This window comes from Sphingobacterium cavernae (genome assembly GCF_008520265.1).
Classification (GTDB): domain Bacteria; phylum Bacteroidota; class Bacteroidia; order Sphingobacteriales; family Sphingobacteriaceae; genus Sphingobacterium; species Sphingobacterium cavernae.
Window position 1 is genome coordinate 14056 of record NZ_VIQM01000054.1, and the last position, 15452, is coordinate 29507.

At 35.8% G+C, this 15452-nt stretch carries 17 protein-coding genes and 3 tRNA genes; 8 read left to right on the forward strand and 12 right to left on the reverse strand.

The annotated features are described in order from the left end of the window. Nucleotides 1-16 precede the first annotated feature (16 nt). Nucleotides 17-1795 (reverse strand): ABC transporter ATP-binding protein, encoded by a 1779-nt coding sequence (locus FLS47_RS10480; protein WP_149914325.1) that lies wholly within the window; start codon nucleotides 1793-1795, stop codon nucleotides 17-19. 158 nt (nucleotides 1796-1953) lie between these two features. Here FLS47_RS10480 and FLS47_RS10485 point away from each other — a divergent pair, with 158 nt between their 5' ends. The 7 genes from FLS47_RS10485 (at nucleotide 1954) to FLS47_RS10515 (ending at nucleotide 7400) form a co-directional block, all read left to right on the forward strand. Then, on the forward strand, nucleotides 1954-3021 hold the full coding sequence (locus FLS47_RS10485; RefSeq protein ID WP_149914326.1) for a Glu/Leu/Phe/Val family dehydrogenase: 1068 nt from the start codon (nucleotides 1954-1956) through the stop codon (nucleotides 3019-3021). An 87-nt stretch (nucleotides 3022-3108) separates the two neighbouring features. After that, a complete protein-coding gene (gene nusB / locus FLS47_RS10490) occupies nucleotides 3109-4023 on the forward strand; it encodes a transcription antitermination factor NusB (RefSeq protein ID WP_149914327.1) in 915 nt (304 codons plus the stop codon). A gap of 7 nt (nucleotides 4024-4030) precedes the next feature. Beyond that, nucleotides 4031-4465, forward strand: coding sequence for a DUF1573 domain-containing protein (locus FLS47_RS10495; RefSeq protein ID WP_149914328.1), 435 nt, complete (start codon nucleotides 4031-4033; stop codon nucleotides 4463-4465). A 22-nt stretch (nucleotides 4466-4487) separates the two neighbouring features. Continuing rightward, a complete protein-coding gene (gene yajC / locus FLS47_RS10500) occupies nucleotides 4488-4805 on the forward strand; it encodes a preprotein translocase subunit YajC (protein ID WP_149914329.1) in 318 nt (105 codons plus the stop codon). A 99-nt stretch (nucleotides 4806-4904) separates the two neighbouring features. After that, entirely contained in the window at nucleotides 4905-5852 is a 948-nt protein-coding gene (locus FLS47_RS10505; protein WP_149914330.1) for a YbbR-like domain-containing protein, read from the forward strand. A gap of 7 nt (nucleotides 5853-5859) precedes the next feature. Further along, on the forward strand, nucleotides 5860-6453 hold the full coding sequence (gene coaE, locus FLS47_RS10510; protein ID WP_149914331.1) for a dephospho-CoA kinase: 594 nt from the start codon (nucleotides 5860-5862) through the stop codon (nucleotides 6451-6453). Continuing rightward, nucleotides 6447-7400 carry an MBL fold metallo-hydrolase RNA specificity domain-containing protein gene (locus FLS47_RS10515; RefSeq protein ID WP_149914332.1) on the forward strand — a complete coding sequence of 318 codons (954 nt, stop codon included), beginning with the start codon at nucleotides 6447-6449 and terminating at the stop codon, nucleotides 7398-7400. Before coaE ends, FLS47_RS10515 begins: the two co-directional genes overlap by 7 nt. A gap of 24 nt (nucleotides 7401-7424) precedes the next feature. Here the strand turns inward: FLS47_RS10515 and FLS47_RS10520 are convergent, their stop codons facing one another. The 5 genes from FLS47_RS10520 to FLS47_RS10540 all read right to left on the reverse strand — a co-directional run bounded on the left by FLS47_RS10520 (nucleotide 7425) and on the right by FLS47_RS10540 (nucleotide 9770). Further along, the gene (locus FLS47_RS10520; RefSeq protein WP_149914333.1) at nucleotides 7425-7907 is read right to left on the reverse strand and encodes a hypothetical protein; all 483 of its coding nucleotides are present in this window, start codon (nucleotides 7905-7907) and stop codon (nucleotides 7425-7427) included. Between the two features lie 283 nt (nucleotides 7908-8190). Continuing rightward, nucleotides 8191-9381 carry a PL29 family lyase N-terminal domain-containing protein gene (locus FLS47_RS10525; protein WP_149914334.1) on the reverse strand — a complete coding sequence of 397 codons (1191 nt, stop codon included), beginning with the start codon at nucleotides 9379-9381 and terminating at the stop codon, nucleotides 8191-8193. Between the two features lie 87 nt (nucleotides 9382-9468). Next, a tRNA-Phe gene (locus tag FLS47_RS10530) sits at nucleotides 9469-9541 on the reverse strand. Between the two features lie 38 nt (nucleotides 9542-9579). Further along, nucleotides 9580-9655 (reverse strand) — tRNA-Phe (locus tag FLS47_RS10535). A 39-nt stretch (nucleotides 9656-9694) separates the two neighbouring features. Then, nucleotides 9695-9770: transfer RNA gene (locus FLS47_RS10540), tRNA-Phe, on the reverse strand. 185 nt (nucleotides 9771-9955) lie between these two features. On the opposite strand from FLS47_RS10540, the gene mnmA reads away from it, so the two are divergent. After that, nucleotides 9956-11047, forward strand: coding sequence for a tRNA 2-thiouridine(34) synthase MnmA (mnmA, locus tag FLS47_RS10545; protein WP_149914335.1), 1092 nt, complete (start codon nucleotides 9956-9958; stop codon nucleotides 11045-11047). Nucleotides 11048-11107: 60 nt separating this feature from the next. Here mnmA and rimK read toward each other — a convergent pair whose 3' ends face one another. From rimK to FLS47_RS10575, 6 genes are all read right to left on the reverse strand, one after another. Then, on the reverse strand, nucleotides 11108-12040 hold the full coding sequence (gene rimK / locus FLS47_RS10550) for a 30S ribosomal protein S6--L-glutamate ligase (protein ID WP_149914336.1): 933 nt from the start codon (nucleotides 12038-12040) through the stop codon (nucleotides 11108-11110). A gap of 60 nt (nucleotides 12041-12100) precedes the next feature. Continuing rightward, nucleotides 12101-12532 carry an ATP-dependent zinc protease family protein gene (locus tag FLS47_RS10555; RefSeq protein ID WP_223225229.1) on the reverse strand — a complete coding sequence of 144 codons (432 nt, stop codon included), beginning with the start codon at nucleotides 12530-12532 and terminating at the stop codon, nucleotides 12101-12103. Between the two features lie 4 nt (nucleotides 12533-12536). After that, nucleotides 12537-13715, reverse strand: coding sequence for an AIR synthase related protein (locus FLS47_RS10560; RefSeq protein ID WP_149914337.1), 1179 nt, complete (start codon nucleotides 13713-13715; stop codon nucleotides 12537-12539). A 75-nt stretch (nucleotides 13716-13790) separates the two neighbouring features. Continuing rightward, nucleotides 13791-14285: a DNA-deoxyinosine glycosylase gene (locus tag FLS47_RS10565; protein ID WP_223225230.1), complete on the reverse strand. Its 495-nt coding sequence runs from the start codon at nucleotides 14283-14285 to the stop codon at nucleotides 13791-13793. A gap of 1 nt (nucleotide 14286) precedes the next feature. Then, entirely contained in the window at nucleotides 14287-14910 is a 624-nt protein-coding gene (locus FLS47_RS10570) for a hypothetical protein (RefSeq protein ID WP_149914338.1), read from the reverse strand. 35 nt (nucleotides 14911-14945) lie between these two features. Continuing rightward, nucleotides 14946-15449 (reverse strand): ribonuclease H family protein, encoded by a 504-nt coding sequence (locus tag FLS47_RS10575; protein WP_149914339.1) that lies wholly within the window; start codon nucleotides 15447-15449, stop codon nucleotides 14946-14948. Nucleotides 15450-15452: the final 3 nt, after the last annotated feature.

A 15452-nucleotide genomic window follows, 5' to 3' on the forward strand; every position in this document is an offset into this window, starting at 1 on the left:
TAAATATCCATATAATTTATTCTTGAGCCTGTAATAATTGTTTGTCGTAAAGATCAGCGTATTCTCCGCCTAGCGCAAGTAAAGATTCGTGGTTTCCTTCTTCCACGATTTTACCGTTTTCTAACACAATTATATGATCAGCATTTTTGATAGTTGAGATTCGATGCGCAATAAAAATGGATGTTTTGTCTTGCATAATCTTACTTAGGTTGCTCAATATTTCTTCTTCCGTTTTGGTATCTACCGCAGAAAGACAGTCGTCAAAAACTAAAATATCTGGATTCTTAATTAAAGCACGCGCAATTGAAACACGTTGTTTTTGACCTCCCGAAAGTGTAATCCCGCGTTCGCCTATATGTGTGTTGAAGCCTTCTTCAAAGCCTTTTATATTTTCGTAAACGGCAGCTTGTTTGGCGGCTGTTTCAATTTCTTCCTCGCTGTTTTTGTCCAGTCCAAATGCTATATTATTTGCAATAGTGTCGGAAAATAAAAACACTTGCTGTGGAACAAAACCAATCTGATGACGCAAATGCGCGTAATCGTAATCTTTGATATCTATACCATCATAGCTGATTTTACCGCTATCAGTATCATACATGCGTAATAGTAGATTGGCAAGCGTACTTTTCCCAGAACCTGTTTTACCGATTATCGCGACAGTTTGTCCCGCTTGGATATTTAAGTTGATGTTGTCTAAGGCTTTTATTCCAGTTTCTGGATAGGTAAATGAAACATTTTCTAATGTGATGTTTCCTTGTAAATCTTTGGTCACAGTGCCGTTAGGAATTTCAGATTTCGTATTCAGAAATTCATTGATGCGTTTTTGCGAAGCTGCAGCACGTTGGATTAAAGAAGTTACCCATGCTAATGCCAATGCAGGGAATGTTAATTGGTTCACATAAATAATGAATTCCGCGATATTACCCGCTGTGATGGTGCCTTTATTCACTTCTAAGCCTCCTATGTATACAGTTATAATTGTACTGAATCCTACCAAAAATATAATCAATGGAAAGAAAATCGCTTGCACGCGAACTAAATCCAACGAAGTATTTCGATACACATTGCTTTCCTTTTTGAACTCTTCAATTTTTCCGGCTTCCTGCGTATAGGTTTTGATCACACGAATACCCGAGAAAGTCTCTTGAACAAATGATGAAAGTTTGGATAATTGTGCTTGAATCTTCGTGCTGCGTTGGTTAATCATTTTATTGATGAACAATATAATCACCATAATGATAGGAATCGGTAACAGTGCATAGGTCGCTAATGTTGGATTTACATCATACATCGCGTATATCACCATTATGGATAATGTCACCGTATTAATGCTATACATGATAGCAGGACCGAGGTAATTACGTACTTGATTCACATCTTCGGTAGCGCGATTCATAAGATCACCTGTATTATTGCGTCTAAAAAATGCAAAGTCTAAAGCCTGATAGTGCTTATAAATTTCATTTTTCAAATCATATTCAATATATCTGGAGATTAAAATGATCGATTGACGCATCAGAAATAAAAATATTCCGCGCAATAGTGCAAGCAATAAAACTATACCAGCGAAATACAATAAACTTTTTCCAAATTGATCATAAATGGATTGTTGATTGTCAAATCCATTGTATAGCTTATATAAATCTATGTTTTCTTTTACCAAATCAAATGCTTCGCGAATGACTTTAGCTGGTAGTATCCCGAAATAATTGGATATAATGACGAAAATAACGCCTGGAATAAGACGCCATTTATATTTTATGAAATATTTATTTAGATAAGCGAGATCTTTCATGATTTGCTAACAAAGGTAAGGGTTTCGCTTTAATATTTTCATCGATATGGTTGTATTAAAGTCATACTTTCATAAATGCATCAAAAGGTAATTTTAACAAAATTTATTTCTTATTTTTGTACTGCCTTAATTGGGCATATAGATTAATAATTTTGGTTATGCAAAATTCCACTATTTTCAGTCTGATGGCTAATGCTGATCATCAGAATTTATTCTTTTGTAATGATCCGGCAGTAGGATTGAAGGCTATTGTAGCTATCCATGATACGACATTAGGTCCAGCTATTGGCGGTGTGCGTATGCTGCCTTACGAATCGGAAGAAGAAGCTATCGAAGATGCCTTGCGTCTTTCAAAAGCGATAACTTACAAATCTTCGTTGGCGGGATTGAATTTAGGCGGTGGTTGCGCGGTGATTATTGGCAACAATCGTACGGACAAGACAGAGGTTTTAATGCGTCGTGTCGGTAAATTTATCGAAGGGCTTAACGGAAATTTTATTGCTTCAATTGACGTTGGTACAACACAGCGCGATTTGGAATACATCCATGCTGAGACAAATTATGTTGCTGGTCTTCCTACTTCGATGAATGGCGGTGGTGATACTACTGTTTTTGCAGCGAGAGGTGTTTTCTACGGTATCAAAGCTGCAATCAAAGAATTGTATGGTGATGATTCTTTAGCTGGACGCAAAGTCGCGGTTCAAGGTGTGGGGTCTGTAGGGGAGCAATTAATAGCGATGTTGCGCAATGAGAATGCGCGTGTGTATGTTTCGGATATGACCGAAGAGCGCAATTTGAAAGTAGCTGCGAAATATAAAGCAGAGCCTATTCAATACGCAACAAGTTATGAATTGGATGTGGATGTGTATGCACCATGTGCCTTAGGTGGAACGGTAAATCCGGATACAGTGCCTAAAATGCGTTGTAAAATCATCGCTGGTTCAGCAAATAATCAACTCAAAGAAGAAGAAAAAACAATACAATTGTTGAAAGAACATAATATTCTATACACACCAGACTTCTTGATTAATTCAGGCGCTTTGATAAGTTGCTATTCGGAGTTAGAAGGATATGGTAATGATCGTACAGAATCGTTAATTCGCAATATATATACAGCGACACGTCATGTGTTGCAACGTGCAAGAGAAGAAAATATTACCACCTATGAGGCAGCGAAGCAATTAGCGGAAAAGCGAATTGCGGATATGTCCAAAATTAAAAGGTAATAGTTTCATCTCCTTTAAAATCGTTCTTTATAAATAATTCGTTCTTATACACTTATGTTAAACAGAAGACACCTTAGAGTTAAGGTTATGCAGACGCTTTACGCGTACAGTTTATCGGAGGATAAACAGGTTAAAAATTTTGAAAAGGCACTTTTCAAGAATGTAGATGAGGTAAATGAAATGTACATCTGGACATTGAATTTACTGGATGAAGTAGCAGAATACGTAGTTTTAGATGCCGAGAGTCGTGCCGCAAAGTATTTGCCAACGGAGAAGGATAAGATTTTGACAACCAAACTGAATAGCAATACGTTTATTGAGTCATTGCGTCAAAATAGAGCTTATCTGGAATTTGTAAAAAAATATAATGTGTCGTGGGGTTTTGATCCAGAGATTGTGCGTTCTATTTTTGCGCAGTTGAAAGATTCAGAGGCCTATTTGGAATATTTGCAAGTAGAGGATAGAAGCATTGCCGCCGAAAAAGATATTATTAAATATATATTTAAGAAAATAATCTTAAAATCGGTTGAAATCGAGCAAGTCTTCGAAGAAAAATTTATCAACTGGACAGTAGATAAAGAAGTGTTGCAGGCAATGGTTGCCAAAACCTTCAAAAACTTTAGTTCAGAGGTGCCTTCACAGAATAAATTAGCAGATTTGACACCAAATTGGTCAGAAGATGAAGATTTCGTTGCTGACTTGTTGAAGACTACTATTCGTTATTCGGAAGAATATCAGCAGCTTATCGCTGAGAAAACAAAAAATTGGGAAGCTGATCGTATTGCGTTAATGGATACTATTTTGATGCGTATGGCGATTAGTGAATTGATTAATTTTCCATCTATTCCTGTGAAAGTTACGATCAATGAGTACATAGAATTGTCAAAAACATTCAGTACATTGAAAAGTAATACATTTATAAATGGTATATTAGACAAAATTCTTGCTGATTTGACCAAACAAGGTCGTATTAATAAGTCAGGAAGAGGACTAAAAGACTAAGTGAAAAATGAAGAAACTATTATTTGCGGGAACAGCATTATCCATGTTGTTTGCTTGTAATAATCCGGCTCAAAAATCAGATGAATCTAGGGATTCGACAGCTTATGAAACGAGTTCAAATACAGCGGGAACAGGTAAAATTACCTTTGAATCTGATGTGTTTGATTTTGGAACAATCAAAGAAGGTGAAGTAGTCGAGCATACATTCAAATTCAAGAATGAAGGTAAAGAGCCTGTGATATTAGCGCAAGTAACAGCTTCATGTGGATGTACGACACCAAGTTATACGGTTGATCCTATTTTGCCAGGAAAAGAGGGAGAGATTAAAGTAAGCTTTAACAGTGCAGGTCAACCTGGTGTGCAACAAAAAATTGTAACGGTATCCTCCAATGCAGAAAATGCAGTGACTACAGTGCAATTAAAAGGAACAGTAGAAAAGTAAATTTAAAATTATTAATTACAATATGATATCAACTATTTTATTACAAGCTGGTGGCGGAAGCAGTTTGATGGGAATGCTACCAATGGTATTGATCATCGTTGTGTTCTATTTCTTTATGATTAGACCACAAATGAAAAAACAAAAAGACCACAAAAAATATATCGAAGAATTAGGTGTAAATGCTAAAATCGTGACAACTGCAGGTATTCACGGTCGTATCGTTGAAGTTTCTGACACTACTTTTTTAGTAGATGTAGGTTCTGGTGTACGTATGCGTTTTGACAAATCAGCAGTTTCTTTGGATGCTTCTAAAGCAGCGAATGCTGAGCCAAAAGCGTAATTTTTAGTACTTAAATATAGGAAAGCCATTTGCAAACTTGTAAATGGCTTTTTTTATTGTAAATACGTTCTGTACGCTTATTTTTTTAACTTTGTGTATATGAAGCAACGTAGATTTTCAAAAATCCATAAGAGAAAGATAAACATCTTTTTGCGTTGTCTCGTTATTTCTTTTATTGCTTGGCTTTTGATAGCTGTTTCCAATCAATACACGTTCACAATTAATGCAGGTATTGAATACGTCAATATGCCTGAAAAAAGAGCGTTCCACCCACTACAATCGGATACGGTTAGTGTAAAAATAAAAATGAGTGGCTGGAATGTTTTACTTGCCAAAATGCGTGCAGATTCGACTAATATACAGGTAGATTTGAGCAGTTTGAATACCCGAAATTTTGTAGTGTTTTCCAATCAGATTGGGTTTATTAATAGGCAATTTCCAAATGAAAAGCGTGTAATCAGTGTTTCTCCTGATACATTATATTTTGACTTTTCGCGCCAAAGGCAGCGTAAAGTTCCTATAAAAGTTCCTACAAATATTAGCTTCAAAAAGCAATACGGATTCGTTGGGGAGACTAAGGTTAATCCTGCGGAAGTTACAATCACGGGGCCAACTGAAGATGTGGCAAATATTGAATTTTTGGAGACGGATACCATTAAGGGCGATTTGGTATTTACCGATATTAGAACCGTAGCACATATCAATAAGAACCATAAAACAAACATCACGATTTACCCGCGAATGACAGAATTGGTTATTCCTGTAGGTGAATTGACAGAAAAGATTATTGAGGTTCCCATCAAAATTATCAATGGTATGAAATATACATCAGTTCGTACTGTTCCTAGCAAAGTTTCCTTAACGGTGATGGTTCCGTTGAAGGATTTTGTAAAATGGACAGCGAGCGATTTTGAAGCGGTCGTAGATATGGCGAATTGGGAGGACAAGCACGTCAAAAGTTTACCAGTTCGGATTACGATGATTCCGGATTTCGTGCAATTGATAAAGTTAGAACCTCAAAACGTCGATTTTTTCGTTCGTAAATAAAACTACTATGAAATCCATTAAAGTTGGTATAACTGGAGGTATTGGCTCTGGCAAAAGTTTTGTCGCAAAAATCTTTAAAACATTAGGCGTTCCTTTTTACGATGCCGATAAAGAGGCTAAGGATTTAATGGTGCGTAGTGAACTCATCAGAAATGGTTTAATAGGAGCTTTTGGCAAGGACGTTTACTTCCAGGATGGGACATTAAATCGCAAATGGTTATCTTCTCAAGTATTTAACAATCCAGAAAAATTAAAACAGCTTAATAGTATTGTGCACCCTATCGTGATACAAGACGCTGTGGATTGGGCAAATGCGCAAACATTCTGTTACAGCTTGAAAGAAGCTGCTTTGTTATTTGAATCAGGTTCTTACAAAACATTAGATTATACAATCTTGGTGGTCGCGCCAGAAGAATTGCGAATTGAACGTGTGATAAAACGCGATGAGGTTTCACGTGAAGAAGTACGCAATAGAATAAATAAACAAATGCCTGAGGAGGAGAAACGAAAATTAGCTGATTTTGTAATCGTTAATGATGGTATTCAGCCCCTACTTCCTCAACTATATAAAATACATAAGAAGCTAATAAGTAAATGCTAAAAATAGATATTTTAGAAGATTTTTTAATAGAAAATGAGTTTGGTTATTATTGTGCGTATGGGGATTTCTATATTGATCCAAAATATCCAGTTGCAAAAGCCGTAATATCTCATGCACACGGCGATCATGCCGTAGCAGGACATACCGCTATTTATGCTACCTCAAATACAATAGCTTTTATGCAACATCGCTTTACGAAACAACCTTTGTCTTCTTATGAGGAGAAAGGATACAAGGAAAGCTTTAAGATAGGAGAGGTCGAGATAAATTTTATTCCGGCAGGACATATCTTAGGCTCGGCTCAAATATTGATGCAGTATAAAGGTGTACGTTATCTCTATACGGGTGATTACAAATTGCAAGAAGATATAACTTGTGAGCCTTTGGAATACATAAAAGCTGATGTATTAATAACAGAAACAACTTTCGCAGATCCTGCGGTCATACATCCCGATCCAATTGAAGAAATCAAGAAGCTTAATTCCACTTCGTTGAATATTATGCTGGGATGTTACGCCTTAGGAAAGGCGCAACGGATTACGAATCTGATTAACACCTATTGTCCGCAAAAAACTGTTTACACACATCACAATATCGCACCTATTCATCGTATTTATGAAGAAAAAGGTTTGGTGAAACTGACTTACGAAATTTATAACCGAAAGGCTTTAAAAGATGGACAAGATAAGATATATCTTGTGCCTCCGATGATGTTTAACAACTATTTCCGCGCGAAGAATGTGGTTCGTGTGTTCGCATCGGGATGGAAGCGTTTGCAAAATTATAACGATATGACCTTGTTTATTTCGGATCATATCGATTGGAATGATCTGAACAACTTTATTACGAAAGTTCAACCAACTGAAATTTGGACTGTACATGGTGAAGGTGCTCACCTTAAACATCATTATGAGGGAAAAATAAAAGTTAGAAATATATTGAAATAGCTTTTTGGCTATTTCAATATATTTCTATTCAGAGTTGTCAGCTTTTTTGGTAAAATATTGACCTAATCTTTCTCTATTTTTAAGGATTATATATCCTAAAATGCTTAAGAGTATATTTCCAATTTCAAAGTTTATTCCGAACGAAAATCCGCTCCCTGAATCACTTTCTGACTTGTTGAAATTAAATCCAAACGAATTAGCTAAGCCCCAAATTAGGCTAATAAAACCAAAAGAAACTACGAGTAAGTGAATAAAATCAGGCTTAGTAGTTTGGATTTTGTCGTCATAACCAGAAAGTAACCAATTCGCAAGCCAATCAGTTTTTACTAAGAAGAGGTAAGCAAACAGGATTGGAATAATGAAAGTTGTGATTTGACTGCTGTTGATTGTTGGTGGAGGAGCATAAAAAACCGAATTAAAAAATCCGAAAATTCCTGTTCCGATTAAATATAAAAAATAGATTCCGAAAGCTTTTATTATGATTTTAAGCAAATTTGAAATTAACATAGATTAGAAGTATTAATTGGTTGGCGTACTAAAAGTGGTAATATCTCTGCACATATCCAATTGCCACAAAACATTTTGGCTACATTTTGGTTATACAAACGTATCACATTAATAAATACTTACCAATATGAATAAATTATTTAGAGCATTAATTGCAGGTTGGGGAGCCAAAAAAATGGGACTTGGTTGTTTCGGTACAATAATCGTATTTATCATTATCTACTATCTGTTGGGATATTTGGGATAAAATAGTTTATGGGGAATCAAGTAATTCCCCATAATATTAAAGCTCTCTCACTGGTCTAATTGCCATTTTCCCAACGGAAGTATTTAAGCTTGTATTGTAATAGTAAGATGTATTATTGTAATAAAAATAATAGGCAAATCGACTAGAATTGATAATATGTGAATCTCCAGTCCAATAATAACCTCCAGCTTGATCAACGATTTGCATGTCACCTATTGAACCACTTTTTGGAAGAGCGTAACCTGTCGGAGGAAGAAATATACTATTTCCATTTAGTCCTGTGACTTTCATACCCAATACACCATTTAGAGTAGATCTAGTCCAAATACATTTTGATATCAGTTCAGTCTGTTCAGTTCGTGTTGGTGTCCTCCATTTATTTCCTAAGTTTTTTCTAACAATATCGTAAGTGCTTCCTGATATCGAGGTAGTATTTGGTGCATCGTAAAATGCAATTATACCATTATTGTTTACATCTCCCCACAAATACAAACCACCTGGATTATCAGAACTAGTTGCTCCATAATTAGCAGATGACCATAAGACAGAAAGCCCTAAATCAATTGCTTTATATGGTGATATTTTTCCAATTGGAATAGATAATTCAGTTCCATCTTTGAGAGTAATTATTAAATCATTATTTAAAATTGTGAAAGAGTCAAAATAACTATTATTCTCTTCTGCTCTCGCTTTGATTGGTTTGTTAGTTAAATCTAAAATTTTATCAAAACTATTTCCAGAGTCATAGCTAACAATCCAATATCCATCAGAATCTACATTGAGTAATGGGGTAATACCGTTCATACCTGTAGCAGGAATCATATTGTCATTAATATCCTTTAGCCAGGATGTTACACCATCTATAGTTTGTGTCCAGTATAAATAACCATTATACCAGCGTACATTTATAACAGGAGCATCTTTTCCATTTTTTCCATCTTTTCCATTGTTTAGTACTAACTGTGAATTATCTGAAAATGTTAATATAGAGCCACTTTTCAGATTTTCAATTTTTGTAATATGTTTATTTGTTTGTAAAACATTAATAATTGTTTGAATGGAATTTATACTAGTGTTAATCGCTTGAATTTGTTTCTCAATATTTTCAATTCTATTTTCTAAATTTTGGATTTTATCTCTTAATTCTGAATCATCATACTTTTCGCAAGACCATAATATAAGAGAGGTAGTTAATAAAATAGTATAATAAATTGATGAATGTTTCATAGTTATTTATAGGTTAATTAATTGGATAGAAGTATTGTTTTGTAAATACACAAAAAAAGCTTCTGAAATTTTCAGAAGCTTTTTTTGTGGTGCCAGCTGGATTCGAACCAGCGACACAAGGATTTTCAGTCCTTTGCTCTACCAACTGAGCTATGGCACCTTAAGTTTTTTATTGGAAACTGTTACTTTCAGTTTTTTTGGTGGTGCCAGCTGGATTCGAACCAGCGACACAAGGATTTTCAGTCCTTTGCTCTACCAACTGAGCTATGGCACCTTTAAGTTTTTGATTAAAAACTGTTACTTTCAGTTTTTGTGGTGGTGCCAGCTGGATTCGAACCAGCGACACAAGGATTTTCAGTCCTTTGCTCTACCAACTGAGCTATGGCACCTTTTTCAGCAACAATTTATCCTTTGTTGCGTTGCAAATGTAGCTTCTTTTTTTTAATTCTAAAACATTCCGCGCATTTATTTTTACTTAATTTCCCAATTCCTTGATTTTGATTGAGATAAAATTACATGAAATAAACACGGTAATAAATGATTTTAGGGTATCTTTGCACTTTAATAAATTGATATGAGTAAAAAGGGTAGAGTATTGGTCGCGATGAGTGGTGGAGTGGACAGTTCAGTTGCGGCTGTAATGTTGCACGAGCAGGGCTATGAGGTGATCGGTATTACGATGAAAACTTGGGATTATGCTAGCTCAGGTGGTTCATCAAAGGAAACTGGCTGTTGTAGTTTGGATAGTATCAATGATGCGCGATCTTTGGCTGTCAGCTATGGTTTCCCGCACTTCATTCTAGATATACGTAATGAATTTGGCGACTATGTTATTGACAATTTTGTCGATGAATATATCGCTGGACGTACACCAAATCCATGTGTATTGTGTAATACACATATTAAATGGGAGGCTTTGATTAAGCGTGCTGACAAATTGGATTGCGAATTTATCGCAACTGGTCACTACGCGAATATACGTCAACATGATAATGGACGCTATGTGATTTCAAAAGGTTTGGATGAACATAAAGATCAATCTTACGTTTTGTGGGGCGTTTCGCAAGAAAATTTGGCTAGAACCCAATTTCCTTTGGGGTCATTTCATAAGTCAGAAATCAAGCAAATGGCGTTGGATATGGGACAGCACGAGCTAGCAAATAAATCGGAAAGCTACGAGATTTGTTTTGTGCCAAATAACGATTACCGTGATTTCTTACGCAACAAAAGACCTACATTGGATCAAGAGATTGGACCAGGTAATTTTATCTTGTCTGATGGCACCGTAGTGGGGCAACATATCGGATATCCTTACTTCACTATTGGTCAACGCAAAGGCTTGGGGATCGCATTAGGTAAACCTATGTTTGTGATTGAGATCTTGCCAGAAAGTAATTCTGTAATGTTAGGTGAAGAACATGAATTAGAGAAAACACAAGCTTTCGTTCGTAATATCAACTTGGTGAAATATGCTTCAATTGATGAACCAATGGAAGCTATTACAAAAATCCGTTACAAAGACGCTGGTGCGCAATCTATTCTGACACAACAAGGTGATATTATGCAAGTGGATTTCCCACATGCAGTGAAAGGTATTGCTCCAGGTCAATCTGCAGTATTCTACGAAGGAAACGACCTTTTAGGTGGTGGATTTTTAATGAAATAAGATCAGATAAAAATATTATTTACGATAGTTCTAAAACTATTGAAAAAAGAAAGCAAGCTTTTAAAGCTTGCTTTCTTTTTTGATTATACGTTTTGGAGTTGGTTTATTTTGTTGTTTGAAATCGTATTGTCGCTCCAAATATTTGATAATTTCCGCTGCAATATCCTTATTAGTTGCTTTTTCGATACCTTCTAAGCCTGGCGAAGAATTTACTTCCAAAATAAGTGGTCCACGAGCTGATTGTAGCATATCTACACCTGCTACAGTTAATCCCATTGCCTTTGCTGCAGCAACTGCGCTTTCGCGTTCTTTGCGTGTTAATTTGATAATTTCGGCAGTTCCTCCACGATGTAAGTTGGAACGAAATTCCCCTTCTTTAGCTGTACGTTTCATCGCACCCACTACTTTTCCGTCTACAACGAATGCACGAATATCAGAACCTTTAGATTCTTTGATATACTCTTGAATCAAAATATTATTCCCTAATCCATAAAAAGCTTCGATAACAGATGAAGCAGCTTTCTTCGTTTCGGCCAATACCACACCAATACCCTGAGTACCTTCTAATAATTTGATCACGAGTGGTGCGCCACCAACCATGTTGATTAGATCATCTACATCAGATGCCGTACGAGCAAACCCTGTAGTTGGTAAACCTAAACCAGCGCCTGAAAGAATTTGCATACAACGCAGCTTATCGCGAGAGCGCGTAATGGCTTGACTTGGGTTGGCAGAAATTACATCCATCACCTCAAACTGTCGTACAATCGCTGACCCATAAAAAGTTACAGAAGATCCTACTCTTGGTATAATAGCATCAATGTCATTAATGTCTTGACCTTTATAGTGAATGCTTGGTTTTCCTTGCTGAATTCCTACGTAGCATTTGCTGTGATCCATCACAATGCATTCATGCCCACGAGCGGTTGCTGCTTCTACAAGACGACGTGTCGAATAGATGTTTTTGTTTGTCGATAAGACTGCTATTTTCACAAAATGATTGTTAAAGTTTTTTATTAAAACAAGAAAACTACTGGATTGGTTTTTAATTAGCTAGATGGAATTGGATGCCAAGTTTTTTTTGGATACATCCACAAGGAACTTTTTACTTATAAAATTACGTCCTAACAGCATGGGATAGGACATTGTTGAGCGATCACGCAATGATAATTTAATATCATATAATTGATCAAACATTCTGATTTTAGTCAGAAAAATATGTCTAGTTTCGGTTTGTCCGAAAGAGCTTTTTACAACTCTTTCGCGATGTACCGGAAATGTTATGGTGAGGATTTCATCGGTTTCCAGATGCGGTAGTATGTGACAAGTGATGAAATGCTTTTCATTCTTCTCTGTTACTTCGTAATCCTCACAATGTAAAACTGAAGTTTCAGCTCCTGTATCAATCTTTGCCTCAATATTGTACATTCCCAATTCGGGAAGGTCAATGATTTCAGCACGTCCTATGATGAGCTTCTCCTTCACAATATTATTCGTATATAAATGTACCGTAAGGCGATGAAACTGTAACTTGTTTTTTGTCGCTAGCTTCTACGCGACCTACGATTTGTGCTGGAATCCCGAATGATTCCGAAATCGCAATAATATCTTGTGCAATTTCTTCCGAAACGTATAATTCCATACGGTGTCCCATATTGAATACTTTGTACATCTCTTGCCAATCCGTATTCGATTCTTTTTGAATCAATTCAAAAAGAGGAGGAATAGGGAACAAGTTATCTTTAATAACATGAACCTTATCTACAAAGTGAAGCACTTTTGTTTGTGCGCCACCTGAACAGTGAACCATACCATCGATCTGTGAACGGTACTTATCCAAAATTTGTTTAATCACAGGCGCGTAAGTACGTGTAGGTGATAACACCAATTTACCTGCAGTAACTTCTTCGCCAGTTTCTGTTGTAATTTTATCTGTCAACGCTTTACCACCAGCAAATACTAAATCGTAAGGAACTGCTGGGTCAAAACTTTCAGGATATTTTTCTGCTATATATTTGCTGAATACATCGTGACGAGCCGAAGTCAAACCATTCGAACCCATACCTCCGTTGTATTCTTTTTCGTAAGTAGCTTTACCATATGAAGCCAAACCAACGATGACATTACCAGCTTTGATATTGTGATTTGAGATTATTTCTTCACGTTTCATACGACAAGTAACTGTACTGTCTACGATAATCGTACGTACCAGATCACCGACATCAGCAGTTTCACCACCAGTGGAGTAAATGCCAACGCCCATTTCACGCAATTCAGCTAATATTTCTTCCGTTCCATTAATGATCTCAGCGATAACTTTGCCCGGAATATTGTTTTTGTTACGACCAATTGTTGAAGATAAGATGATATTATCAATAGCCCCCACACACAATAAATCATCTAAATTCATGATGATTGCGTCTTGTGCTATACCTTTCCATACAGAGATATCACCCGTTTCTTTCCAGTATACATATGCTAAAGAAGATTTCGTACCAGCGCCATCTGCGTGCATGATATTGCACCATTGCTCGTCGCCACCTAGTATATCAGGGATGATTTTACAAAAAGCCTGTGGGTATAAACCTTTGTCGATATTTTTTATAGCATTGTGTACATCCTCTTTCCCAGCGGATACACCTCTTTGGTTGTATTTTAAGTCTGACATCTTGCCACAAAGATAATCAAAGCTGATTAGTATAACTAAATTTTTTACAAACTCTACTAAGGGAATTCGGAGGGTTTAGGTTTTGATAATTTCCCACTGTAAAAGCAATCTTTCGAGATTAAATTGTGCGTTGGCGGGACTCGTACTGGGGAAAGTAACATATTGTATATGTTCTAACTTGTCGAAATATTTTTCAAAGAGTTTTTGTGCTTTTTGACCGTTAAAAATTACGGTAGTAATACTGGGATGTTCAGCTAAAAGTTGGTCGATGGCATTTGGAATAACTTCTGTAATTGCTGTATCCATACTGCCAGGGCGAATAGCAGAAGCACAGACATCCCAAAGTGCGATTTGTTGTTGATGAAGTAAGGCTATCTTTTCGGAATAATCAGTAGTAAATTCTCGCTCAAAATGTGAAAATAAAACCTTCCAAAATCTATTTTGTGGATGGGCGTAATATTGGTCTTTTGCTATCGATAAATCTCCGGGTAAAGAACCTAAGATTAAAATTCTTGGTTGAGAGGGGATAATGGGAGCAAAGGATTGTTTGAGCATTTCAATTATTTTCAATTTAGATTTTATTCATCTTTATATGTAATAAACCAATGAAAAACTCTTTTGAATAACGAACAGTATCCTGATAAGAACTTTCTACATTTCTATTTAATGCTTTAAAGTCAAATCCTACTTTTTCGCTGGAAAATTGTTGAATAGTATAACCATAGGGTTTGAATATAGAGTTTATTTCATCCTTGAAGTTAGTGTAAAGTAGTATTTGATTTATTGTTGGATTTGGAGGTAATTCATTATTATCATTCTTATCAAAATAATGCTCCACTTCTTTGCGATTAAATTCTAATTCATATTGTGACATGATTCCATCAGAAAATATGAGATTAAAAGATAATGAGTCGTGGTATGCGTTGAAATATTTAGGTAACATTTCTTTTAATTTTTCTAATGATTCCTTTAGTGTAATTTGATTTTGTCTTCGGATTTTGATATAATTTTTAGATATATCAAAAAGATAAACACTAGAATCGGTTGAAGGAAGCTTTACATAATGTAATCTTGAATAATCAAGTAAGCTATCCTTGTTTCGAAAATCTTTTTTTTGCTGCGATATATCCGTGTTATGTGAGTAACCACAGCTTAATAATATCCCTGTTAGAAATAGAAATAAAAAAGGTCTCATAATGCTAATCATTTGAAACCTAAATATACTTAATTTTAACTTAACCCCTGCTTTTCTTCCATTTCAAATACAGAATCAATTTGCCATTTTAGGGGATCTTTTGAAGCTGCTACGGCTAATTTATCACAACGTTCGTTAAGTGGGTGACCAGCGTGACCTTTTACCCAAACTAATTTCACATCGTGCAATTTGTAGGACTGCATAAGACGCAACCACAAGTCTTTATTTTTCTTCCCAGCGAAACCTTTTTGCATCCAACCATACACCCATTTTTTATCAATAGCATCGATAAAGTATTTTGAATCGGAATAGATGGTGACTTTTTGTTTTATATTTTTCAATGCTTCCAAACCCACAATCACCGCCATGAGTTCCATACGGTTATTGGTGGTTTTTCGGTATCCTCCTGAAAATTCTTTTTCGATTAACTTACCTTGGAAATCAGGATTTGCGCCTGTATAGATTGTACGTAAAATCGTTCCATATCCCCCTGGACCTGGGTTTCCACTTGAAGCACCGTCTGTATATAATTCAATCATTGA